This is a genomic window from Flavobacterium jejuense (genome assembly GCF_006491595.2).
GTDB classification, from domain to species: domain Bacteria; phylum Bacteroidota; class Bacteroidia; order Flavobacteriales; family Flavobacteriaceae; genus Flavobacterium; species Flavobacterium jejuense.
The window spans coordinates 12,923-37,523 of sequence record NZ_VEVQ02000003.1 but is presented as its reverse complement, the minus strand read 5'-3'; the positions used below and the strand labels follow the sequence as shown (position 1 = coordinate 37,523).

General features: G+C 30.3%; 19 protein-coding genes. 11 read left to right on the top strand and 8 right to left on the bottom strand.

Annotated features, from left to right (window positions below; all coding sequences use genetic code 11):
- Nucleotides 1-107: 107 nt before the first annotated feature.
- The 6 genes from FIA58_RS05045 to bshC all read right to left on the bottom strand — a co-directional run bounded on the left by FIA58_RS05045 (nucleotide 108) and on the right by bshC (nucleotide 5,845).
- Nucleotides 108-860, bottom strand: coding sequence for a carbonic anhydrase family protein (locus FIA58_RS05045; RefSeq protein WP_140960752.1), 753 nt, complete (start codon nucleotides 858-860; stop codon nucleotides 108-110).
- Nucleotides 861-1,065: 205 nt separating this feature from the next.
- Complete coding sequence (locus FIA58_RS05040; protein ID WP_140960750.1) at nucleotides 1,066-1,569, bottom strand: hypothetical protein; 504 nt, start codon at nucleotides 1,567-1,569, stop codon at nucleotides 1,066-1,068.
- Entirely contained in the window at nucleotides 1,530-2,381 is an 852-nt protein-coding gene (locus FIA58_RS05035) for a sulfurtransferase (protein WP_140960748.1), read from the bottom strand. Before FIA58_RS05035 ends, FIA58_RS05040 begins: the two co-directional genes overlap by 40 nt.
- Nucleotides 2,382-2,401: 20 nt before the next feature.
- Nucleotides 2,402-3,397 carry a hypothetical protein gene (locus FIA58_RS05030; RefSeq protein ID WP_140960746.1) on the bottom strand — a complete coding sequence of 332 codons (996 nt, stop codon included), beginning with the start codon at nucleotides 3,395-3,397 and terminating at the stop codon, nucleotides 2,402-2,404.
- Between the two features lie 104 nt (nucleotides 3,398-3,501).
- Entirely contained in the window at nucleotides 3,502-4,125 is a 624-nt protein-coding gene (locus FIA58_RS05025) for a hypothetical protein (protein WP_140960743.1), read from the bottom strand.
- Between the two features lie 130 nt (nucleotides 4,126-4,255).
- Nucleotides 4,256-5,845, bottom strand: coding sequence for a bacillithiol biosynthesis cysteine-adding enzyme BshC (gene bshC, locus FIA58_RS05020; protein ID WP_140960741.1), 1,590 nt, complete (start codon nucleotides 5,843-5,845; stop codon nucleotides 4,256-4,258).
- 453 nt (nucleotides 5,846-6,298) lie between these two features.
- Here bshC and FIA58_RS05015 point away from each other — a divergent pair, with 453 nt between their 5' ends.
- From FIA58_RS05015 to FIA58_RS21285, 7 genes are all read left to right on the top strand, one after another.
- Nucleotides 6,299-7,690, top strand: coding sequence for an RtcB family protein (locus FIA58_RS05015; protein ID WP_140960739.1), 1,392 nt, complete (start codon nucleotides 6,299-6,301; stop codon nucleotides 7,688-7,690).
- Nucleotides 7,691-7,924: 234 nt separating this feature from the next.
- Complete coding sequence (locus FIA58_RS05010) at nucleotides 7,925-8,470, top strand: nucleotidyltransferase family protein (protein ID WP_140960737.1); 546 nt, start codon at nucleotides 7,925-7,927, stop codon at nucleotides 8,468-8,470.
- Between the two features lie 7 nt (nucleotides 8,471-8,477).
- Nucleotides 8,478-9,203, top strand: coding sequence for a peptide chain release factor H (gene prfH / locus FIA58_RS05005; RefSeq protein ID WP_140960735.1), 726 nt, complete (start codon nucleotides 8,478-8,480; stop codon nucleotides 9,201-9,203).
- 18 nt (nucleotides 9,204-9,221) lie between these two features.
- On the top strand, nucleotides 9,222-9,761 hold the full coding sequence (locus FIA58_RS05000) for a tetratricopeptide repeat protein (RefSeq protein WP_140960733.1): 540 nt from the start codon (nucleotides 9,222-9,224) through the stop codon (nucleotides 9,759-9,761).
- Between the two features lie 295 nt (nucleotides 9,762-10,056).
- On the top strand, nucleotides 10,057-10,458 hold the full coding sequence (locus FIA58_RS04995) for a T9SS type A sorting domain-containing protein (protein WP_165928854.1): 402 nt from the start codon (nucleotides 10,057-10,059) through the stop codon (nucleotides 10,456-10,458).
- A 480-nt stretch (nucleotides 10,459-10,938) separates the two neighbouring features.
- Nucleotides 10,939-11,427, top strand: a complete 489-nt coding sequence (locus FIA58_RS04990; RefSeq protein WP_140960729.1) for a T9SS type A sorting domain-containing protein — start codon at nucleotides 10,939-10,941, stop codon at nucleotides 11,425-11,427.
- A 5-nt stretch (nucleotides 11,428-11,432) separates the two neighbouring features.
- Nucleotides 11,433-12,365: a hypothetical protein gene (locus FIA58_RS21285; protein WP_208022759.1), complete on the top strand. Its 933-nt coding sequence runs from the start codon at nucleotides 11,433-11,435 to the stop codon at nucleotides 12,363-12,365.
- Between the two features lie 118 nt (nucleotides 12,366-12,483).
- Here FIA58_RS21285 and FIA58_RS04980 read toward each other — a convergent pair whose 3' ends face one another.
- The gene (locus tag FIA58_RS04980; RefSeq protein ID WP_140960727.1) at nucleotides 12,484-16,518 is read right to left on the bottom strand and encodes a DUF7948 domain-containing protein; all 4,035 of its coding nucleotides are present in this window, start codon (nucleotides 16,516-16,518) and stop codon (nucleotides 12,484-12,486) included.
- Nucleotides 16,519-16,962: 444 nt separating this feature from the next.
- Here FIA58_RS04980 and FIA58_RS04975 point away from each other — a divergent pair, with 444 nt between their 5' ends.
- The 4 genes from FIA58_RS04975 to FIA58_RS04960 all read left to right on the top strand — a co-directional run bounded on the left by FIA58_RS04975 (nucleotide 16,963) and on the right by FIA58_RS04960 (nucleotide 23,053).
- Nucleotides 16,963-17,307, top strand: a complete 345-nt coding sequence (locus FIA58_RS04975; protein WP_140960725.1) for a helix-turn-helix domain-containing protein — start codon at nucleotides 16,963-16,965, stop codon at nucleotides 17,305-17,307.
- A 23-nt stretch (nucleotides 17,308-17,330) separates the two neighbouring features.
- Nucleotides 17,331-19,526, top strand: a complete 2,196-nt coding sequence (locus tag FIA58_RS04970; RefSeq protein ID WP_140960723.1) for a B12-binding domain-containing radical SAM protein — start codon at nucleotides 17,331-17,333, stop codon at nucleotides 19,524-19,526.
- Between the two features lie 84 nt (nucleotides 19,527-19,610).
- Complete coding sequence (locus FIA58_RS04965) at nucleotides 19,611-21,719, top strand: ATP-binding protein (protein ID WP_140960721.1); 2,109 nt, start codon at nucleotides 19,611-19,613, stop codon at nucleotides 21,717-21,719.
- 188 nt (nucleotides 21,720-21,907) lie between these two features.
- Nucleotides 21,908-23,053 (top strand): C40 family peptidase, encoded by a 1,146-nt coding sequence (locus FIA58_RS04960; protein WP_165928853.1) that lies wholly within the window; start codon nucleotides 21,908-21,910, stop codon nucleotides 23,051-23,053.
- Between the two features lie 84 nt (nucleotides 23,054-23,137).
- Here FIA58_RS04960 and FIA58_RS04955 read toward each other — a convergent pair whose 3' ends face one another.
- Nucleotides 23,138-24,562: a T9SS type A sorting domain-containing protein gene (locus FIA58_RS04955; RefSeq protein WP_140960717.1), complete on the bottom strand. Its 1,425-nt coding sequence runs from the start codon at nucleotides 24,560-24,562 to the stop codon at nucleotides 23,138-23,140.
- Nucleotides 24,563-24,601 lie beyond the last annotated feature (39 nt).

Below are 24,601 nucleotides of genomic sequence, written 5' to 3'. Positions count from 1 at the left end.
TTATAAAGGACAAAAGTATCCTTTATTTTTTTTAATATTCTATAAATTGGCAATAGAGTACAATATTTAATAGCTATTAAACTTTAAACCTTATTATTTTTATTAAATTATTCCATAAAATCTAATTCACCAGTACTCATATTATAAACTGCTCCAATAATTTTTAAACTATCAGCACTCTTTTCCATACGTTTTAAAATAACACTATTGTCTCTAATGTAGTTGATAGTGTTTTTAATATTGCTAATACACACTTCATGTACAAATTTTTGGTTTGTAGCAACTCTTTCTCCTTCAAAATCAGTAACTAAATTAACTGCAGGTCTTATATTTGCAAGCATACTAGTGATATTTCCTAACTTTGTATCCATAATGGCATGTCTAATAGCACCACAATGTTCATGGCCCAAAACTAAGATTACTTTTGACCCAGATACATTGCAAGCAAATTCCATACTACCTAAGATGTCAGTATTAGCAAAATTACCAGCAATTCTAGCAACAAATAAATCTCCAATTCCTTGATCGAATACATCTTCTATCGGCACTCTACTATCTACACAAGATAAGATAATAGCTTTTGGAAATTGACTAGTAATGCTATTTCTTATTTGAGCAGAATGATTTCGAGAGGTTCTATCATTAGTTACAAAACGTAGATTTCCATCTTTTAAGCGTTGGATTACTTCCACTGGAGTTAATGCTTGTTGTTGTTCTTGGGTTAAGACAGTCTCTACAGGTTGAACAATCTCTGAAGTTGAAGTTTCTTTATTTTGTTCTTCCTCTTTTTTGGAGTCACCACAGCTTACAAGTAATAAGCTTAGTACTAAAAATGTTGTTTTTTTAATGATTGCATTCATGATGTTTGGTTTTAAATGTTTGTTATTGAAAATTTTACCATTCAAAATTAACTCATAAAAGAATAAGAAATACAGGTAGAATTACCTGTTTTGTATTGATAATTAGATGTTTATTTGTGAATTGTTATGTTAGATAGTAATTTTACTTTACTGTATCGTTTTTAGTAAATTTAATAAAAGTGAATAATGAGTGTGTTTTAGACTATTACCATCTTCTAACTTCTTCTCCTTTAGAATATTTTATTGTACTTACACTATATCCTTTTTCAATTATTTGGTCATTATTCTTTTCTTGTTCTTCAATAGAAGTAATATTGTTTAAAAAATAAATAGCTTCTACTGTTTTTGTCGAAACATCAGAAAATATAAAATAAGTTTTTCTTTCAGATGTTACTATACTTAAAAATAAAGCTACTGATTTTGAGGCTTCTAAAGTTGTAATCGCTTTTTTCCAAGATAAGATCTCATCTTCTTTAAATGAATCATTATGTTTAGCAAAATTTAATCTTAATTTATAAAGGGTAGCGAGTTCAATTTTGTCTTTTTTAATTCCAGCATTAAATAAAATCGTTTTATTTTGAATACAATATAAACATTCCTTTGCAAAAGTTGATTTAACTTGCAATGATTTAATTAGATCAGTTAGTTGTATTTCCTTATTCATAAAACCTATTCCTCCGTCACAATTTCCTTCCCATTTCTCGACCATTCACTCCACGAACCGACATACAATTTTGGAATTTCCAAACCAGCACTAGCAATCGCTAAAAGGGTATGACAAGCCGTAACACCAGAACCGCAATGCACAATCCGATTTTCAACAGGAATATTTTGAAAAACCGTTTCGTATTTTTCTTTTAATAGGGAAGGAGACAAAAACAAACCGTTTTCATCTAAATTAATCGAAAAAGGAACATTCACAGTATTTGGAATATGACCTGCAATTAAATCCAAAGGCTCTACATGACCTTTATAACGAGCCGTTTCTCGAACATCAATTATAATTGCATCAGTATTTGTGGTCGCTTTTTCTACTTCATCTATAGTAACTTGTGGTAATTGCCAATTCGTAATGGGATAAAGTTCCACTTTTTCCACTTTTTCAATTCCTTGTGCCAATGGAAAGCCAACAGCTTCAGCAGTACTTTTTCCACCATTTAAAACTTGTACTTTTTCATAACCAACTGCTTTCAGCATCCACCAAAAACGAGCCGAAGCATTTGCTCCATTTTTATCATCATAAACCACCACATGACTTTGAGGAGAAATGCCTAAATCAGAAAGTACTTTTGAAAATTGTTCTAGAGTAGGCAAAGGATGACGACCACCAAAAGCCACGTCTTCTTTTATGTCTGCCAATTGCGTATTCAAATCGACAAACAAAGCCCCTTGAAGATGATTTGCTAAATAATTGTCATACGCATTTTTACCATTGCTGGCATCTATTAAGATGATAGATGAGGTTTGGTGTAAAGTTAAAAGTTGGGTTGCGGTTAGTAGAGGTGAGAGTTGTTGTTTCATAAAAAACAATATAATAAAGTTTAATCAATTTCCATTTCTCTTTGAAGTAAATATTTATCTTCTTCAATTTTAATCTGAGATTTATAAATTTCAAATTTTGGATTTGGATATTTTGTAGTAGCAATCCAAAGGTATTTACCTAATGTCCTTTTCCTAAATTTATTTCTAGCTGATATAGTTTTATTAAATATGTTTAGGGTTTCAATTTCATCAGGATATTGTGCTAAAGATTGATATAAATTTCTCCATTTTGGATATGAATAATATCGTTCTTTCCATTCATTTTTAAATACTTTTATTAAGTAAGGAAAAAAATCTTTGTCAGGAAAATATTTTACTGCATGGATTGCATACGATTCAATATCTTCTTCTCCAAAACAATTAATTATGATAGATTTATCTTCTTGTTTTTTGTATTTAGCAATTAAAATTATTGCATCTGGTTCTTTGCCTTCGATAGCTAGTCTTCTAATTAATTCATAATTATTCTCATTTATCTCTAAATGTCTTATTAATGAAGACTTATAATCTAAGTGACAATTTGAATCTAGTAATATTTGAGTCTTTAATTTTTCAAAAAATTCTTTATTACTTTCATAATTTTCTTTTGGAGAATAATAAAGAAAAGACTTTATAAAATCATCACTAACTTTTATATAAGATACAATACATCCTTGTTTAATTCTAATTGTTTCATAATCATAAAGATTATTTTGTAGAAATTTTTTCGCTAATTCAGAATCTATTTGGCATAATTTTTTAAAACTAATGCTTCGAATTATTGATGATTTGTGCTTAATTAATTCTAAAGTCTCTTTTTTTGAAACTAAAGAATCAAATAAAAAACAACGATCAAATTGTAAAGATTTACTACCTTCATAATTAATAAACTCTGAAGTAATTATATTCTCTTTTTGAATTTCATCAACTAATTTTTGAATTTCTGGTCTTATTGTTTGAGAACAAATAAATTGAGTACATAAAAAGACTAAAATAAGGGTGATTTTATTTGACAATTTTGTTTTTTTATTTGATTAATATTAGAAAAAGGATTTTCAACTAAACTACTATAAAAATCAGAAATTTCTTAATAAATAAAATATTTGTTAGTAGCAGTAATTTAACCAATTAGGTATATTAGATCTCTTTTATAGTTTTCATATTTATTCCAACATAATAAATCAATAATATTTTTTGCTTTATTATCTTTATAGTCATTCGACAAATTAAATTTTTCACCAAAATCATTTTGCAAATTTTGAAAACAATTTTTTACAGCATTATGTGGACTACCTTCTTCACAATGAAGAGATTGATTTCTAGCTTGCCAAATAATATTTTTTAATGTTTCTGTTCCTAATGTCCTACCGCTTGGACAATCGTTTAGATTTCCATATGATGCAGAAATACCTTGTTTTGCAATTTGTAGTAGACTCATTGATAGAGAATTTATTGATTGCTTTTTTGCAATAATTGAATTTTCAATGTTTGTTAATTCATTTTTTTTGTCATTTAAATTGTTATCTCGACTAAATTCAGCAACTTTTAATAGTTTCTGTTTCATTTGAGAACCATAAATATCATCTTTTTCATTTCCGATTGTGAATTTTAGAAATAAATCTTCAAAGATTTTTTCCAAAGATCGATACTTTAAAAATAGCTCATTTTGTTGGATTTCTTCTCTATATATTATTTCAATTAATGCTTTGGTGGCAAATTCTGTATCCGAAATATATTGGTTCATTAATTTCAATTTTCTGATTATTACTGTTTGCTTTTTTTATTTAAGTCATTAATTCTAAAATAATCTAACCTTTTTTGGTTAGTATTTTACTATTATGTGACCAAATTATATTCAGCTAAAATATAAAAAATCACAAAACCACCACACTAAACTCCTGTTCCAGAGGTTTCAACTCTTTCAAAAGTTTCTCAATTAATGTTGGTCCAAATTCTGCATAAAACACAGCAAAATTAATTTTTCGTTCTTGTAAACTTTTCCCAGGGAACAACTCATTTTGCAAAGCGGTCATTCGTTCTAGTTTTTCTGCTAAAACTCTTTTTTCAGCTTTTAATAAACGTTTTTCTAGGTTTTCTAAACCTTTTAATTGCTTTTTCTCTTGTGCTTCTACAGCTCCTATAAAGGATTTATCGGTTTGCTTTGCCATTGCTCGTAGACCAACAAATTGTTCTCGTAAATGGGATTTTTGCTCTGAAAAATCAATTGTAAATTGAGATAAGGCTTTTGTTTTATTGGTTACCAAATCATGTTGAGTACTAAATAAATCAGCCCAACTTAACTCTAATTTATCTGCTTTTTGAGCTTGTTTTTCTGTGGCCAATAAAACAGAATTACGCAGTAAAAGCATCGGGAAAGTAACCTTATTCGTTTCAAAATTGGATTTGAGTTCCAACCAATAAGCCAACTCACCACCACCACCAATATAACATAAATTAGGTAAAATCACTTCTTGATACAAAGGTCTCAAAATCACATTCGGACTAAACTTTTCTGGATGATTTTCTAATTCGGCAAGAATTTCTGTTTCCGAAAAAGTCATTTTGGTATTCAAAACACTGTATTGATTGTTTTCAAAGACGATTCTTTCTCTTAAATCATCTTCAATATAAAACAAGTTAATTTCTCTAGGATTGACCTGAATTTTATAATCGGCTAAATGTGCATTCGTTTTTAAAACTTCCTCACTAGACGTTTGATGCAATAATTCTTCCTTTACATAAGGAATAAATAGTTGCTTCAAACTTTTATCATCACCATCTACAATAACCAAACCTTCATTTTTAAACAATTCGTTTGCCAAATAACGAGTAGCAGCTGCCAAATTCGAATGCTCTAAATAGGCTTTTTGGAACAACTCTTTTAAATGGTTAGCATTATCACTAATTCCAATGGCTTTCGAAAATTCCTCAAAAACAACTTCTAAACCTTCCGTTGACAATCGTCCCACAGGGCCAAAACTGTCTTTTTTCCATTGGATTTTCTTCCCATTTAAGTTAAAATAATTGATTTCTTCAAAATCATGGTCTTCAGTAGCCATCCAATAAATAGGTACAAAGTTATTTTCTGGATATTTTTTTTGTAATGCTTTACACAAATTTATAGTAGAAATAATCTTATACAAAAAGTACAACGGACCCGTAAATAAATTCAATTGGTGACCAGTTGTGATTGTAAAAGTGTTTGTGTTATTTAAAAGTTTAATGTGGTTTAAAGTAGTTTCAGAAACCTCAAAATTCTCGTATTGTTTTTCTAAGGTAGTAACTAAAATTTTTCTATTTTCAATAGGAAAATTACCTTGTTTTTCAGTGAGTTGTGCTTTGAAATTCTCCAACTTTGGAAAACGATTGTACAGTTGTTTCAGTTCCTCTTTTTCGTTTAAATAATCAATCATTAAGTTAGAAAAATATCCTGAATTTTGATAGCTGATACAGTCGGTTGGCATAGGTTAAATTTTTTGTAAAAATAGAGAAATTAAAACAAGTGAGTAAACGCTTTAACATTCACTTAATATAGTTTTATACTATTAAAAAATATTTTTTTGAAAATAAATTTGGAAATGTAAAAAATAATTACAAAAATTTGTGCTCAGAAAAAATAACAATTTTAAAAACGAAGAAAAAATGACATTATACAATTCATACTTCCAAAGCAACACATCAGTTGATACTGGTTATGCTTTTCTTCGTGGCTTATTTCATTCATAGAAAATTCAGTTAAGAATATATGAAAAAGCCCGAAGCTAATTAGATTCGGGCTTTTTTAATTCTAGACCCTTCAGAAATTCCCGATACACGAACTTTTACATCGTCTTTTTAAGAGGATGCTGATTTTACCTAATTCATTGTGATGTATTTCATTTTGAAAAAGGAACAGTTATACAATAATTAAAAATTTCATGGGAAATAAATTATCTGGGAAAGACCTAATCAAATTGGGTTTCCCAAAGAACAATTCAATCAATATTGCTTTAGGGCAAATTAATAGATATAGAAAAAGAGAAAAAAAGGAAAGCATTTTAAACGAAGCCAAAGAAGTTTTGTTGCATCCAGAAAATTTTAAAATGCACGGTACTTGGGGAAAAGTAGCAGAAGGATTAGTCAATCCAGTTCAAGTGAAATTCAACCAATTACGAAACACAAGAGCACCCTTTTCAATTTTTGGAGAAAACGAAATCGACGAACAAGCCAAGTTTCAATTGTATGATTCTTTAAAACTACCAGTCGCAGTCAAAGGAGCTTTAATGCCTGACGCACATTCGGGTTACGGTTTGCCAATTGGAGGAGTTTTAGCCACTGAAAATGCAGTGATTCCTTACGGAGTTGGAGTAGATATCGGCTGTAGAATGAGCTTGTCCATTTTCGATTTACCAGCTTCTTTTTTAAAAGGAAAGGACCATCAGTTGCAAGCGATTTTAAAAGACAATACTAAATTTGGTATGACCGAAACGCACAAAATAAAAGCCGATCACGAGGTCTTTTATCGCAACGAGTTTGATGACATTCCTTTGTTGAAAAGACTAAAAGACAAAGCCTACAAACAATTAGGTTCGTCAGGAGGAGGGAATCACTTTGTGGAATTTGGTATCGTAAAATTAGATAACCCGTTACCAGAATGGAAACTAGAACCAAAAGAATATTTAGCAGTGTTATCACACAGTGGTTCAAGAGGTTTAGGGGCTAATATTGCGAAACATTACACGTATTTGGCAACCAAACAATGTCCGTTGCCTAAGAATGTCCAACATCTAGCATGGCTCGACTTGAACACTCATGACGGACAAGAATACTGGTTGGCAATGAACTTAGCAGGAGATTACGCAAAGGCTTGTCACGATGACATTCACCGCAGAATTGCTAAAGCATTAGGGAAAAGAGTAGTGGTTACTATAGAAAATCACCACAATTTTGCTTGGAAAGAACAAGTGGACGGCAAAGAATGTATTGTGCATAGAAAAGGAGCGACACCAGCACAAAAAGGTGTTTTGGGAATCATTCCAGGTTCTATGACGGCTCCAGGATTTATCGTGATGGGAAAAGGCAACGAAGAAAGTCTCAATTCCGCTTCTCATGGTGCTGGACGTTTGTTTTCGAGAGCCAAGTGTAAGACTAGTTTCACGCAAAGTCAGATTAAAAAAGTCTTGGCAGATAATGAAGTAACGTTGATAGGAGGAGGCATCGATGAAGCACCTATGGCTTACAAAGACATCAATAAAGTAATGGCTTTGCAAACCGAATTAGTAGAGGTTTTAGGTACGTTTACTCCAAAAATAGTGCGAATGGATAGATAATAAAAAGGAGAATTGTTTTTCTAGGAGCGAATGGCTTGGGCATTTTCAGCCAACCATTTTCCCGCTTTACGAAGTAGTCCCGATGAAATCGGGAGCTACTTTCTACAATCGGGGCTAGATAGGAAACCATTGGAATTTTTGTCATGTAATAAAATAGCAAAGTAAATTAATCTAGCTCCAGAGGAGCGATAGGTTTATAACTAAAAACTAGCTCCAGAGGAGCGACATGTATATATGGGAGCACCACATAATAAAAATAGATATGGAGAACTATGGAATCAAAATAGAATAGACGAAGGATTAAAAATTCTTGAACTACTTAAAGATTTCATAGTTATTTCAGGTGGTTGGGCTTGGCACTTCATGAGTGTACCCAATCACAAAGAATACAAACACGCTCACGATCATAAAGATATCGACATTTTTGTCCATCCAAATAACGTTTCAAAAGTAATGGAAATTTTATTGGAAAATCACTTTGAAAAAGTATGGACAAGATACGATCATTTGTATAGTGAAGAAAACTTTAGAAGATATGAAAAAACAGTGGAACCAAATGGAGAAAAGCCGTTTAGAGTAACCATAGATTTTTTCGAAAAAGCCGATTTAAAAACAGAAAACTGTAATGGATTTACTGTCGTTTCACCAGCAATGCTTTTAAGTTTTTATTCCAATATACATTCAAGTGATAAATGTTGGGCAGTAAAAAAAGCAAAAGAGTTTTTAGAGAAAGGAGTCAATCCAATAGGAAGAAAAGAACTCTCAGAAATTCCAAAATAGTAAAATTATGAACAATAATAAAAACGGGTCATTTTCTCCCTCTTCGGAGTATAGGCTCATACAAATAACCTCAGGAAGAGGACCAGCAGAATGCACTTGGGTCGTAGCTCAAGTGCTTAAAAAAGTGTTGGAAGAAGCAAACGAGTTACAATTAAAAGCAACCGTTTTGCAAAGAGAATCAGGTAGCGAAAACGGAACCGTAGAAACAGCTATTATACAAATAGAAGGCAAAAAAGCAAACGAATTTGTAACGTCTTGGTTAGGTACTATTCAATGGATTGGAAAAAGTACGTTTCGAAAATTTCACCAACGTAAAAATTGGTTCATCGGAATTTTTGAAATTAAACAATCAAACGAAACTAAGTTTCATGAAAAGGATGTCCAATACCAAGCCATGCGCAGTTCAGGAGCTGGTGGCCAACATGTGAATAAAGTGAGTTCGGCAATTAGAGCGACTCACGTTCCAACAGGAATCGCAGTCGTTGCTATGGATTCCCGTTCGCAACACCAAAACAAAAAGTTAGCAACCGAACGCTTAAAACAAAAGATTGAAGCAAACAATTTGAATCAGTTTAAAAACCAAGAACAAAACACTTGGAACAACCAAATGCAAATTGAAAGAGGCAATCCTATAAGAGTGTTTCAAGGTTCTGATTTTAAAAAACAAAAAGTAGATAAAAGCTACAAAAAAGAACGATTAAAATATAAAAATGAATTACGAAATAGTAACTAATTACTAATTACTAGACATATGAAGTCAATAGATAAATACTTGTTTCAAGCCATGGATAACTATCCATATTGTTTGGAAGAAACCATAGAATCCTTAGATTATGCTTTATCGTATGATGATAAGAATGTTACAGCTTTATGTTTGTATGCAAGAATACAAGCCGAGCAATTATTCAATTATGAAGAAGCAAAAAATTATTTCGAGCAAGCATTAGGAATCAACATCAATGCTATCGAAGTGTATCCTTACTATATTCAAACTTTGTTAGCCAATGAAGATTTTGAAGAAGCAGAAAAGTTAATCGATTTTGCTCTAACCGTAAAAGGAATCAACAAAGCCGATGTTTTAATGAAGAAGATCCAACTTTTTGAAGCTAAGAGAGCATTCAAAGAGGTAAAAGAACTTTTAAAAGAAATGAAGTTAACCGTTGTGAATAATGAGTATAATTATTATTTGGATGAGACTAAAGCAAGAATTAAAGGAAAACTAGAACTTTTAAAACCCAAAAAGAAAAAGGAGAAGAGATCCAAGAAAAACAAGAAGAAGAAAGGGTGCTAAAAAGCGTCCTTTTTTTTAGTTTTAATTTGTTGGATAGCTATGATGAAAATGATTTAATTGCATGGAAGTGAACTTATTTTGTTGTTAAATTTAAAATTATTGCTTTTAAATAAGAACCTTGTACTTCTTCTTTTTTTGTTGTAAATGTAAAAGAAATATACTTTTTTTAATGATTTATTAAAGAAAAGTTAAACTTATTAACAAATTTTCTTAATAAAAAAATAAATGGGCAAATTGTTGCGTTATGAAAAAAGATACTTTTGCAAGTACAAACAATAACTATAAAAAAAAGATTATGAAAAAAGTTAAATTAGGCCTTATTATGGCCCTAGTTGTGACATCTTTCTCGATGGCTCAACAGTCGGTTTCGATGGATGATAATAAATTTGAAATAACTTCAAACACTTCAGAAAAAACGCTTGTTCCTATACTAAAATCTGAAAATAGGAATAAGAAAAATTCAGATAAAGTTACTATTGTTAATGACATTAAAATGTATCCAAATCCTGCTAGTGATTTAGTAACTCTCCAAGGAGTAAAAGTGGACGATGTGATTATGATAACAGATAATAAAGGAAAAAATAGAGTTCAAATAAAAGCGAAAGCTGAAGTTGAGATTATTCCTATCGAGTTTTTAGAATCGGGCACTTATTTTTTGTCTATTAATGGTGTAAAAAGAAGGTTACTTGTAGAGTAAGTCGACATTTTAATAAGGTTCTTATTATCTACGAAAGAATAAAATATATAGAAGAGAGGTTTAACTTTTACAATAAAGTTGCCTCTTTTTTTGTTTAAGTGAGTTAATAAAAACTGAAATAAGTACTGTGTTTTTTACCTTCGAGACTGGTATTCTTCATTTTAAAAATGATATAGTAATAATTCTATAATGTACGAAATGTCGATTCTTTTTGTAAATTAATTAATCTTAATTTTTTTTTGAATGTCAATGAAACGTGATTTTTGTCATGTGCTTAAGAGAAAGTTTGATACTCTTGTTCCTAAAATTTACCTTCTTATTCCATTTTTTTATTTATCCCATCAGTTTTTAAATATCTTTGATGAGAATTAATTACTGTTATAATTAATATTGATTCTTTTTTTTTAATTAGACAGGTTAGTTTTTACAACACGTCTTTTTTAAATAATAAATTAATGTCTAACCAAAAAAACTAAAATTATGGATCAAAAAAAATCCAAGTATTATGTTGCCTTGCTCTTTAGTTTAGGACTTTCCATTGTAAATGCTCAAAATGGAACCGTTAGCTCAGGAGGAGATGCTTCTGCTGCACAAGGAAGTGTTGCTTATTCAGTAGGGCAACCATTTTACACCACTAGTACTGGTACAAATGGTTCAGTAGCACAAGGTGTGCAACAGCCTTTTGAAATTCAAGAGGTATTAGGAACCGACTTGTTTTCAATTCAATTAAAAATGTTGGCTTACCCAAATCCAACTACAGACGTTTTAAATTTAACAATTGAAGAAAACGACGTACTTTCGGATATGTCCTATCAACTTATTGATTTTAATGGCAGAGTGATTAAAAGTAGTACAATTTCAAATCAAAGTACTACTATTCCTATGGCAGCATATCAAAAAGCGATTTACATGCTTACTGTAACTCAAAACAACACCATTATCAAAACTTTCAAAATTATCAAAAAATAAAAAATATGAAAAAAATAATTACTCTTATCGCTGTATTATTGCTTAATACAATTGCATTGGCACAAGCACCAGAAAAAATGAGCTATCAAGCAGTCATTAGAGATGCCAGTAATGCTTTAATAACAAATCAATCTGTAGGTGTGCAAATAAGTATTCTTAAAGGTTCTACTACTGGTACAGCAGTATATGTAGAAACACAAAATCCTACAACTAACAATAATGGTTTAATTAGTATAGAGATTGGCTCTGGAACCAATGTATCTGGAGTATTTAGTACTATTAATTGGGGAAGTGATACCTTTTTTATAAAAACGGAGACTGACCCTGATGGTGGCACAAATTATACCATTACTGGTACGAGTCAATTAATGAGTGTGCCTTATGCTTTACATGCTAAAACTGCTGAAAGTGTTGGAAACTACACTACGTATGCAATAGGGGATCAATTGCAAGGAGGTATTGTGTTTTACGTTGATGAAAGTGGTCAACATGGCTTACTATGTGCCATTGAAGACCAAAGTACTGGTGCTCCATGGCAGATTACTAGCAACGAAATGACTGGAGCGCAATTCTATGGAATTGGTGGGGGATATGCGAATACCATGCTAATTATTGCATCTCAAAGAGGGGACTACGATGCTAATTACGCTGCAAAGTTATGTTCAAGATACTATACCTATAGTACTAGTCTAGGTCTAGTATATGGTAATTGGTACTTACCTAACATAGTTGAACTTCAACTTATGCAAGGTAGCAAAGACGTAATCAATGCCACTGCTACAACGATGGGAGGTAGCAATTTAGTTGGAGAATATTGGACTTCACGTGAAGGAGGACAAACTACTGATGGACACGCTCAAACAGTCTATATGTCTGGCGGTACAGGTGGAAGAGCAAAAACCGATCTTAAGTCCGTAAGAGCAATTAAAGCCTTTTAAGTGGTGTACTCTGGAATCTTTTTTAGCAAATTAGGCTAAAAATAAAGTCTACAAGATACAAAAAGAGAGACTACCTGAAAAGGCAGTCTCTCTTTTTTGTAGATTTCTATTTGTAATTTTATCGTTTTAAAGTAAAATGACCTTTGTATTCTTTTCCATTTTCTCGTGTGACGGTAAACCAATAATCTGTTGAAAAAGCTTGTTGGCCTAAATAAGTACCATCCCAACCTTGTGAATTGGATCCAAATTGTTTTAGAAATTTCCCATAACGGTCAAAGATTTTAATACTCAAATTAGGTTCGTTTTCAGAAAACTTAATCTTCCAAAAATCATTATAACCATCACCATTTGGAGTGAAAAACTTTGGATACATTAGTAGGTATACTTCCTCTTTTACTTCACCACAACCATTTTTATCATTCACATAAACAGTATATTCACCATTTGGTAATCCATTGAAAACAGGATTATCTTGGTAAGTAATACCATCTAAAGAATATTCGTAATTACCTTCACTATTAGATTGTAATAAAACACTAATCGTATTTTCATTATCCGTCCAATCAGAAGAAATAATTTGAGAAATAGTTCCAATATTCGAATTAACAACGGTAAAATTTTTAGATGTAGAACAAGTCAGATTACCATGATTTTCTGAAACATTTACTGAATAATTTCCAGGTTGAAAAACAGTAATAGAAGGAGTTATTTCTCCTGTTGACCAAAGGTAATTATCATATCCATTTCCAGCAAAAATAGTAATGTAACTGCCTTCACAAATAGGCATAATATCATTAATAGTTAAAAAAGGTTTACTGTAAAGTGTAAAATCTAAAGTAACCACTTGATGACAAGTACTTGGAGAATCAATTCTAACATAAATGATATGATTGCCAATAGTTAGATTATAATTCGTTGGATTTGTGATTTCATCAGAAGTAATTTCGTTTTCTGCTCCATTCAACGAATTGTAATAGCTAAATGTATTTCCTATTGAAGTAATTAAATTAGAATTGTAAGAAGTAAGATTAATACTTTCAAAACCATTATTTAAATCATCACACAAAGATTCCGAATAATCAATAGCATTTAAAGTATTGATTAAACTAATAGTTACTGAAAACCTTGCGATACTCTCACAACTGTTAATCGTTTGTGTGGCATAATAAGTAGTTCCATCTATTAACATTGTGTTATTGGGTAAAATTACATTTCCATTTAAGCTATCATACCAAGTTATAGAAGTTCCAGTAAGAACAATCTCATTTAAAGTGGCATTAGCAGTACTGCAAAAACTTTGATTGTTATTACCCGTAGGTGCTAATATATTTTGAATAGTAACAGTTACAGGAACACGATCACTCTCACATCCATTGATAGTCTGACTTGCATAATAAGTAACTCCATTTTGTAATAGAGTAGAAGTTGGTAAAGTAGTTCCACCAGTTTGAGCATTGTACCAAATAATATTTTGTCCTGTAATTTGAATGTCGTTTATAGTAAGACTTTGTCCAGGACAGAAATAAAAATTTTGATTTGTTACTGGAACAGGTGTAGCTGTGATTATTATGGATTGTGTTTGGTTGCTACTATTCCCATTGCCATCGTCATATATCCAAGTAATTACATAGTTTCCAGCAGTTGTATAAGTAAGAGGATTTGTAGTGGTCGCATTAATTATTCCAGCACAATTATCATTAGCTGTTGGAATAGCAATAGTTGTATTACAATCTCCAGTAAGAGTCTGTAAATTTGTAATCGTAGGAATTGGAGCTTCACTATCACCTACAATTACATCTACTGTAACAGTGTCATCGCAACCACCGGTTCCTGTAATAGTACAAGAATATTGACCATTATTTATAGCAGTTGCATTAGGAATAATTGGGTTTTGGTCAGTTGATGTAAATCCGTTTGGTCCTGTCCATGAATAATTTGTACCACCAGAAGCGGTTAATTCAAGGTTACCTCCTATGCATATAGGAGAGTTGGAATTTGCAACAGTTACTGATTGACAGTCTCGAAATTTAACGATGAAATTATCTTGCTCAGGCATTGATCCTTGAGTTGTTTGATGAGCATTAGGAGTTGCAATACCTATTACATTGCTATTAGAATTTCCGTATAAATATATATTATTTTGATTGTCTAATTCTATTCTAGAATTTTGAGTTGCTTTATCTCCTGAGTAATAAGTACCCCAAACTCTTTGCCCATTTTCATTAAGTTTAATTAAAAAAACATTATGATATGCATTTTTTATTGGCATATATGAGTTAGGTGTTGATACTATTACAGAGTTTGAATGAGCTTCACCTGTAAAAAACACTTCGTTTAAATTGCTGACAGATAATTGTCCAGCACGATCATTAACATAAGTTCCCCAAACTTTTACTTGATTTAGGATATCAAATTTTATAATTGCATACGATTCAGAACTATTTGGAACTGATTGGAAAGTTTCAAGAAATACTCCTGAAGTAGCTATATTTGTTTGACTAGTTGTTGCACCAATTAGGTAGATAAAATTATTTACTAAATCACCTTTGAATGAAAAATTTTCTGAACCTTCACCACCAAGATATGTTCCCCAAATTCTTGACCCATTTAAATCAAATTTTTGAATAATAGCATCAGTAGTGCCTATTTTATTTGGTTGATATGAATTAGTTGTACTTATGTTATTGCTACTAGAACTTACTCCGGTTATATATAGAAAATTATCGTCATTTACAAAGCAATTGAATAGTCCATCTGGCTGATCTCCACCAAGATATGTGCCCCATTGACGAACACCATTCTCATTAAATTTTACTATGAAACCATCATAATTTTGATTTGAGGAATTTCTTGTTTCTTGATGTGAGTTTGGAGTTGAAATATTTGTATTGCTATTAGTTCCTCCACATAAATAAACATTATTTGAATTGTCAAATGCTATATCAGAGCCATTTTCATTATTTTCACCTCCATAATACGTTGCCCATTCACGAATTCCAGCACTATTAAGTTTTATTAAGTATGCATCATTATAATTGTTTTTTGTAGGTTGATGCGAACCTGGTGTTCCAAGGTTTAATTGATTCAATACATTTCCAGTTGAATAGACATTAAAATTATTGTCTACTTTAAGTCTAATAACATTTGCAAAATAATAAGTGCCCCATATTCTAACTCCATTAGTATCAAATTTAGCAATAAAACCAGCTGAGTTTTGAATTGAAGATAAATGTGTACCTGCTGTTGCAATATTATTTAAACTTGTTGTTGATCCTGAAATATATATGTTATTATTAACATCGGATGTAATTTCATTAGGAAATTCTGAACCAGCCCCTCCATAATAAGTCCCCCACAATCGCACAGGAACAGGATCAATAACAATCACCTTACTAGAATGATTTACTTCCCCTTCAAAACCATAAACATTCTTCTTAATTTTTTTATAACTTATCGCAATTTCTTCTTTTAAATTATCATTTTCAACCCAGCTCAAAGGCAACGTTTCTTCCATTTGTCCAAAACGAAGGTTCATCTTTATTTTGTTATCAACCAATTCCGTTTTTCCACCATTAAATTTTAACTGAATATCAGATATTTTTCCTCCAGGTTTAACAATAAAATTATATTCCACCACTTTTGTACTATCTTTTGGAATGAAGAAAACGACATCAATATTACTATAAATGTTTTGATACGTTACTTTTTGATATTTATGAACATTCGTTATCCCATTAGGAGCATGAGCTACATTGTAATAATTATCATAATCTGAAGATTTTTCATCTAAAACGAACTTACCATTTTTATTAGAATTCAAAAAATCAATATCAATTCTATGAAAATTATATTTTAGAGAGTAATCAGGAGTTTTTATTCCAGTATCAAAATTTGGGTTAGCCCCATTAAATTCTCTATCCTTTTTTGTTAATGGTATGCGCTCTGTCTCATAAACATCATAAGAAAAACCAGTAGCTCTCAACTGAACATTTAGTCCGTTAGTGTTTAATAGATATTTTACGTTTCTATTCTCTTTCCCTTTTTGGTCAACAATCTGTCCTTTGTTTTCAATAAAACCAATAGAACTAGTTTGCTTTTGTGAGAAAACGGTTAAATTGCTAACCAATAAAAATAAAACATAAAATGGCTTCATATATTAAACTTTAAAATAATCCGGCAAAAATAGTATTTAAATATAGAAGTAGTTTTACCAATGCATTATTTTAAAACTATTTCTAATAAATAATAGCTCAATAATGCCATAATAACAGCAAGAAGAAATTAAAAGACAATTAAGTACTTTAGAGATCTCGCTAATTATTTCATACATCTTGTGATTTAGTTATTAATACTTATTATTTTATTAATGCTTCTTGTGACTTTATAGAGTATCTATACGATTAAATAAATACTACTTACGACTTTATAGCGTATTCTTACGACTAAATGAATACTACTTATTATTTTATATAATATTCTTACGACTGAATAAATATTACTTACGATTTTATAGTGTGTTCTTATGACTACATTAATACTAATTGAGACTTTATTTCTACATCTTATTACTTTTTTAGTATTTTTGAAATAAAAAATCATGATCTATTTCAATTTTGCACGCATTTTTAAACTAAAAGGAATCGCTAGACCCTTTAGTTATCTAACCAAAAACGGGTACTCATCAGGATACGCAACGAAACTATCAAATAATAGAGTACAGGAAATAAATCTAGAACGTCTAGAAAAATTTTGCAGGGATTTTAATTGTACTCCAAACGACATTTTAGATTTCAGACCTGACGCAAATGATACCATTCCTAAAGATCATGCGCTCCACACACTAACTAAAAAACAAATTGACAACGAACTCATTAATAAAATAAATGCCTTACCAATAGATAAAATTCAACAAATACATAATATTCTAAAAGAGATGGAGTAATTTTGTCCTCATTTTAAATTATAATGAAAGACATTCTATTAATCACTCCACCTTTTACCCAACTGAATACTCCGTATCCAGCAACAGCCTATATAAAAGGTTTTTTAAATACCAAAGATATTACAGCCTTCCAAATGGATTTAGGAATAGAAGTAATACTAGAATTGTTTTCCAAACATGGCTTAACTGCTATTTTTTCAACCCAAAACAAACAACCCAAAACCGACAACATACAGCGTATCTTCACGCTTCAAAACGAGTATATTAAAACAATTGATGCCGTTATTGCTTTCTTACAAGGAAAAAATCCTTCTTTAGCTCGTCAAATATGTAGCGGAAATTTTCTACCTGAAGCTTCTCGTTTCGATTTATTTAATGAAGACCCAGATGCTTTAGGATATGCTTTTGGATCTATGGGAATGCAAGACAAAGCCAAACATTTAGCTACGTTATATTTAGAAGATATATCTGATTTTATTGTTGCCTGTGTTGATGCTAATTTTGGTTTTAGTAGATACGCAGAACGTTTAGGTAGAAGTGCAAACTCCTTTGATGATTTGTATGCTGAATTACAAAATAAACCAACTTACATTGATACTATTACTTTAAACATTCTAAAGCATAGAGTAGAAGAGGTCCAACCAAAATTAGTATTATTTTCAGTTCCTTTTCCAGGAAATTTATACAGTGCCTTTCGTTGTGCCCAATTTATTAAAGCCAACTATTCAGACATAAAAATCGCAATGGGTGGTGGTTTTCCTAATACCGAATTAAGAGATTTAAAAGACAAACGCGTCTTCGAATTCTTTGATTTCATTACACTCGATGATGGAGAACTCCCTGTTGAGCTTTTATATAATTTTGTCATTTCGAGCGGTGTTGAGAAAGAGTTCAAGCGTACTTTTCTCTTAGAAAACAACAAAGTAGTCTATAAAAACAATACTTTAAAAAAAGATTATAAGCAAAGTGAAGTTGGGACTCCAAATTATTCTGATTTGCAATTAGATAATTACATTTTAGTAATTGAAATTGCGAATCCAATGCATAGTTTATGGAGTGATGGTAGATGGAATAAACTAACTATGGCTCATGGTTGTTATTGGGGAAAATGTACGTTTTGCGATATCTCATTGGATTACATAAAATTGTACGAACCAGTTGCTGCAAAACTATTGGTTGATAGAATGGAAGAACTCATCGCTCAAACAGGAGAAACTGGATTTCATTTTGTAGATGAAGCTGCTCCACCTGCTTTGATGCGTGAAGTAGCTTTGGAAATCTTAAGAAGAGATTTAGTGGTGAGTTGGTGGACCAATATCCGTTTTGAAAAGAGTTTCACTGCTGATCTATGTGTTGTATTAAAAGCTTCTGGTTGTATTGCCGTTTCTGGTGGTTTAGAAGTAGCTTCTGATCGACTTTTAGAATTAATTAAAAAAGGAGTTACAGTAGAACAAGTAGCTCAAGTAACCCGCAATTTTACTGAATCGGGGATAATGGTTCATGCGTATTTGATGTACGGTTATCCTACACAAACGATTCAAGAAACTATTGATAGTTTAGAAATGGTACGTCAATTGTTTGAATTAGGAGTTTTACAATCCGGTTTTTGGCATCAATTTGCCATGACAGCACATAGTCCTGTTGGACTAGATCCAGATGCTTTTGGAGTTATTCCACAACAGAATGAAGTGACTTTTGCAAATAATGATATTGTTTTCAAAGATAAAACGGGTATTAATCATGATAAATTTAGTTTCGGATTAAAGAAATCATTATTCAATTATATGCATGGGATTTGTTTTGACTATGATTTACAAGACTGGTTTGATTTTAAAGTTCCTAAAACTAAAATTGCTGCTAAGTATATTTCAAACTGTTTAGAAAAAGAACAAGATTTCTCATTAAAATCAAATGCAAAAGTGGTTTGGTTAGGAACAAGTCCAATAATTAAAACGTTTACAAAATCTAAAAAGGGAAATTCTTGGGAAATGGTACAAATGATTTTTCATGATAAAATACATTCATTTGAAATTACTCTTGATAAAGAAAAAGGAGAATGGTTTTATGCAATTTTAGATAAAATAGATGTCAAAAATATAGCTAACCTAACACTAGGACAACTTAAAAAAGAATTTGAAGAAAATTTTGAAGATTTTGAATTATTTTGGCATTCAAAACCATTACAAATTATTAGGAATAACGGATTGATTACTCTTTAATAGTTTCGTTATTTGTAATTAATTAGTTTTTTATTTTTGTAATATTTAATTTTTTAACTAAGTTTATTAAATTAAATCCTTAATATGTCATTTACTGCTGCTAGAAAAAACCTAAGGGTTACCACTTATTCAAAAGTAGTTTTTGTATTATTAATTGTGTCTATTGGTTTTCTTCTTCTTTTTGCTTCCTTATTTTATTATAATCAAAAACAAGAGAAAGAGTTTTATACTACTTCCTCATCAGGTCTTGAAAGAGAAATTAATGGATTAATAGATTTAAATTCAGATTCTTATATTTCATTAATCAATGAAATTACTTATTGGGATGATTTAGTAGATTTTGTGCAAACAAAGGATATAGAATGGTTTGATAATTCTGTGGTATATTTAATTGATTCTTATAAGGTAGATTACATAGACGTTTACACGATGGAAGAAGAATTTGTATCTAAAGCTTCCACTACAAAAATAAATTCTAAAAATTTTATTCCTAAAGAAGTTTTTCCGAAATTAAAGAATGAAAAATTAATAAAATTTTACACCAAAATTCCAGAAGGAATTGTAGCTGTTTATGGAGCAACTATTCATTCTTCAATAGATCCTTTTAAGAACAAAACGGCACCTCAAGGCTATTTTTTTATAGCAAAATTATTAGACGAAAAATATTTTTTAAACATTCATAATGTAAGTAGTGCATCTGTAGTATTTTATGACCCTGAAAAGAAAATTAGTAAAAAGAGTATTTATTACATTAAAGACTTAAAAAATATAAAAGGAGAGAAAATAGCCTCTTTATTTTTTGAAAGAGAAGCAAAAGTAGATTTTACAAATACAAGAAACATTTTATATATAATGTTAGTTGCTTTTTGTATATCAATATTAATTTTTCTTTATTATGCAAAAAAATGGGCACAAAAACCTATAAGATTAATTAAAGAAGTTCTAGAAAAAGGAAATATGTCAGCAATTGATTCGCTAAAAAGTATAAGGGGAGAATTTAGACATATTGGAAAACTTTTTGAACAAAATTACAATCAAAAAATACAATTAGAGAAAACAAAAAAAAAGGCAGAAGAGAGTGATAAATTGAAATCAGCTTTTTTAATGAATTTATCTCACGAAATTAGAACACCCATGAACGCTATTATGGGCTTTTCGGATTTGTTACTAAAAAAGAACTTAAATGATACAGAAAAGGATGAATATTTAAAAATCATTCAAATAAGTGGGAGAAACTTAATTGATATCATTGATGATTTGGTAGAAATGTCAAAAATAGATTCCGATTTAATTGAGCCTAAGTACAGTAGTATTGATTTGAACAATATGATTCATGCTACTTTCGAATCTATCAAAGTAACGGTTCCATCTTATAAGAATATAGATTTCAAACTAATTGGTCCTAAGAGGATTTCCAAACGTAATGTAATTACAGATGTCGTCAAGTTAAGCCAAGTAATTACTAATTTGTTGACCAATGCTATTAAGTTTACAGATGAAGGTTTTATTGTTCTAGACTATCATTTAGATTTAAAGAATAGTATAATTCATTTTTCGGTAAAAGATTCCGGTAAAGGAATTCCAGATGATTTGCAAGAGAAAATCTTTTCAAGGTTTAATAAAGTCGATTTTATTTCAGATAGAGATAACAAAGGCTTAGGCTTAGGTTTGGCTATTTCAAAGGCTTACATTGAAATGTTAGGAGGCACTATCTCTTTAAAATCTGAGTTAGGTGTAGGCTCTACATTCACCTTTTCAATTCCTTTTCAATTTGACAATGAGGCAAATGAAGTCGCTAAGGAAATTTTTAATGAGACAGAGTTGGGTGAGGAAGAAATTATTTTAGTAGCCGAAGACGATAATATCAATTTCTTATTAATTGAAAAGTTATTGAATTTATTAAATTTTAAAGTAATTAGAGCAAAAAACGGACAAGAAGCTGTAGCTATTTGTAAAAATAATAAAGAAATCGATTTAATTTTGATGGATATTAAAATGCCAAGTGTTGATGGTCATGAAGCATTTGCAAAAATAAGAGAGTTTAATAAAAATATTCCAATTATAGCTCAAACGTCCTACTCGTTCCCTGAGGAAATAGATAAGATAAATAATACAGGTTTTAACGACTTTATTTCTAAACCAATTGATAAAGAGAAACTTTATTTTATAATAAAAAAGTATATCAAAAAATAGAAAGAATTAGTTTTTTAAATTGTAATTAGTCCCTTTTAAGCTATAGATAATAGTAAATATAGAGTGGTTTTGATAAATTACATTTTATTTAACTAGAGTTAAGTTCTACTAAAAACAGATTAAAATAAATATTGTTTATATTTGTTTCTAACTTTTAGAGACAAAATATAGTGTATAGAATGTTGAGAATGAATAAAATTAAGTTAATAACCTTTCTTTTAGTATTGATAAATACGTTTGCTTTTGGGCAAAATACATTGGAACACAAAGTAGTAGCAGGGGAAACAATTTATGCCATTGCTAGAAAATACAATACTTCAGTTGAAACGATTTACCAATTAAACCCCAAAATTAAAGGGAAAACGTTACAAATAAATGCAGTTTTATCACTACCAACACAAGAGGAAAATAAAACACTAGCTACAACTGAAAAACCTCAATTTCATAAAGTTAAAAAAGGAGAATCGTTTTATAGTATTTCAAAAATATATGGATTGAGTATTACAGATTTAGAATCCTTAAACCCAACTATCAAACCCAATAAACTAAAAAAAGGAACTCGTTTAAATATTCAAAAACCGAATGCACAGGAAGTAGTTGCAACTGAAAAAACACAAACTGTTGAAATTGTTGCGAATAATAAAGAGGATGAGAATCAACAAAATGAGATTGATAATGAATTAATAAACAAAGATTCTATATTCACAGTACTTCACATAATTAAACGTAAAGAAACAAAATATGGTGTTTCTAAACAATACGGAATAAGTATTCATGAATTAGAAACTTTAAATCCAAATCTACCTTCTGATTTTCCAGTAGGTTACCAATTGATTATTAAAAAAGACCAACAAGTTGTTGTTGCTCATAATTCAACAGAACAAGATACTACAAGTCTTTCTTATGATGAGGAAGAAATGGTAGAAAAAATGTCTAATGATTTTAATTCAAAAGCAGACTTTTTAGTGGAAAAGGCTTCGCAATATATTGGAATCAAATATAAATATGGAGGAACAACTCCAAAAGGTTTTGATTGTTCTGGTTTAATGTGTACTACTTTTAAAGAAATCGATTTAAGTTTGCCAAGAACCTCTTCTGCACAAGCAAACTATGGTGAAAAAATTAAAATGAAAGAATCTCAAAAAGGAGATTTAATTTTCTTTGCTACTGGAAGAAAAAATCGTATTTCTCATGTAGGTATGATTACAGAAGTAAATGAAGACGAAATTAAGTTTATTCATGCTTCAACCTCTTCTGGTGTAATGATTTCATCAAGTAAAGAACCTTATTTTGCCTCTAGAATTATTCAAGTAAATAGGGTTTTGAATGAATAGATAGTAGTTTTTCAAAAAAAAAGAACCATCAATTTTGTGACAGTTCTTTTTAAGAAAACAGGGTTAATAAACAGTAACGAACTTTTATTCTTTGCTAATTTTTATTCCTCTCGTTTGTGAATCATTTTTTAAAAACAATACATAAATTCCTTTTGACAGATAAGATAAATCAATACTATCATGGTTTAGACTTGCAGTTTTAGTTAAGATTTTTTTACCCATTAAATCATAAATTTCAATCGTAGTGTTAGTAACTAATCCAGTAATGGTAATTCTATCTTTTACAGGATTTGGGTATAAATTTAACTCATTTTGATTAGCAAAAGAGCTAATGGAAAGAAAGCTAGATAAATTTAAAAGAACTGGCTCTATTTCATTCCAAGGTTTGTCAGTCCATGACCAAACTAAAGAACCATCCCAGCCTCTTTGTAGTAAAGTAGTCCCTAGATTAGAAGCCGTAACACCAAAAGTGTCAATTGGATAATATTCGGCAATAACAGTAGGTTTATCTAAATTCATTGCACTATAATCATTGTGAAAAGGAGAACCATTGGTTCCAGCCCAATTATAATAGTGTAAATTATAATAATCTAAAGTACCATTCGTTTGTCCACCAGCAGCAATTAACTTTTGATCCGTATATTCATTGATAAATCCATTAGAACTATTATCTATAGCAGTTATGAAACCAAGAGCTCCATTGGTAACTTTTACATTCGGTTGAGCTGTTTTTATAGCAGCAGTAGTCTTGTTTATCATCCATTGAATGTTAGTCATTGTTACCCTATCAGTAAAATCGGGCCAACCAGAAGCATATTGTAGCGTCATTCCCTCAGGTTCGTTAAAAATTTCCCATGCATATAAACCGGAATGATTACCAACTGTATTTACCAAAGGAAGCAAAGCATTGTTTAAATAAGCCTGTAAATAAGCATCTTGAGTAATGATTTTTTTATTTCTAGAGGAATTTACATTCCATTGACTTCCTTTCAACATATCAAATGACCACAAACAAATTTGTATTTTTAAACCTTTAGAAGCTGCTAAATCTAAAATGGCAATTAAATCTGTAGCAAAAAAAGTAGGATTTGGTGCAACAAAATCATTATTAGTATCAAAAACGGGATTTGTAGACCCATTAGTATGATACCACCATCGAATTACGTCACCACCAGCATTTACTACTTGATCCATAATGTTTGAAAAAGTAGTTAGGTCAGGATGATATTCAGTACCGTTACTTTCTTTACCAATATCTCTACCATAATTGACCCAAGCAATATTAATTCCGTTGATAAATTGGAAATTACTAGATTTAGTAACAGGTAAACTACTTGTATTATTTTTTTGTGGGCTAATAATGCTATTATTATAATTAAATTCAGAATTTTCTTTAATACTTTTAATTATTTCCTCTTTGTAGTTTTTATGATTGTGCCAAGGTTCTTGAGTTTGTCCCAATGTAAAATGAAAAAAAAGTGTAAGGAATGCTAATAATTTTAGTTTCATAATTTATTGGCTTAGTTTTTATGTTGTAAAATTACTTGG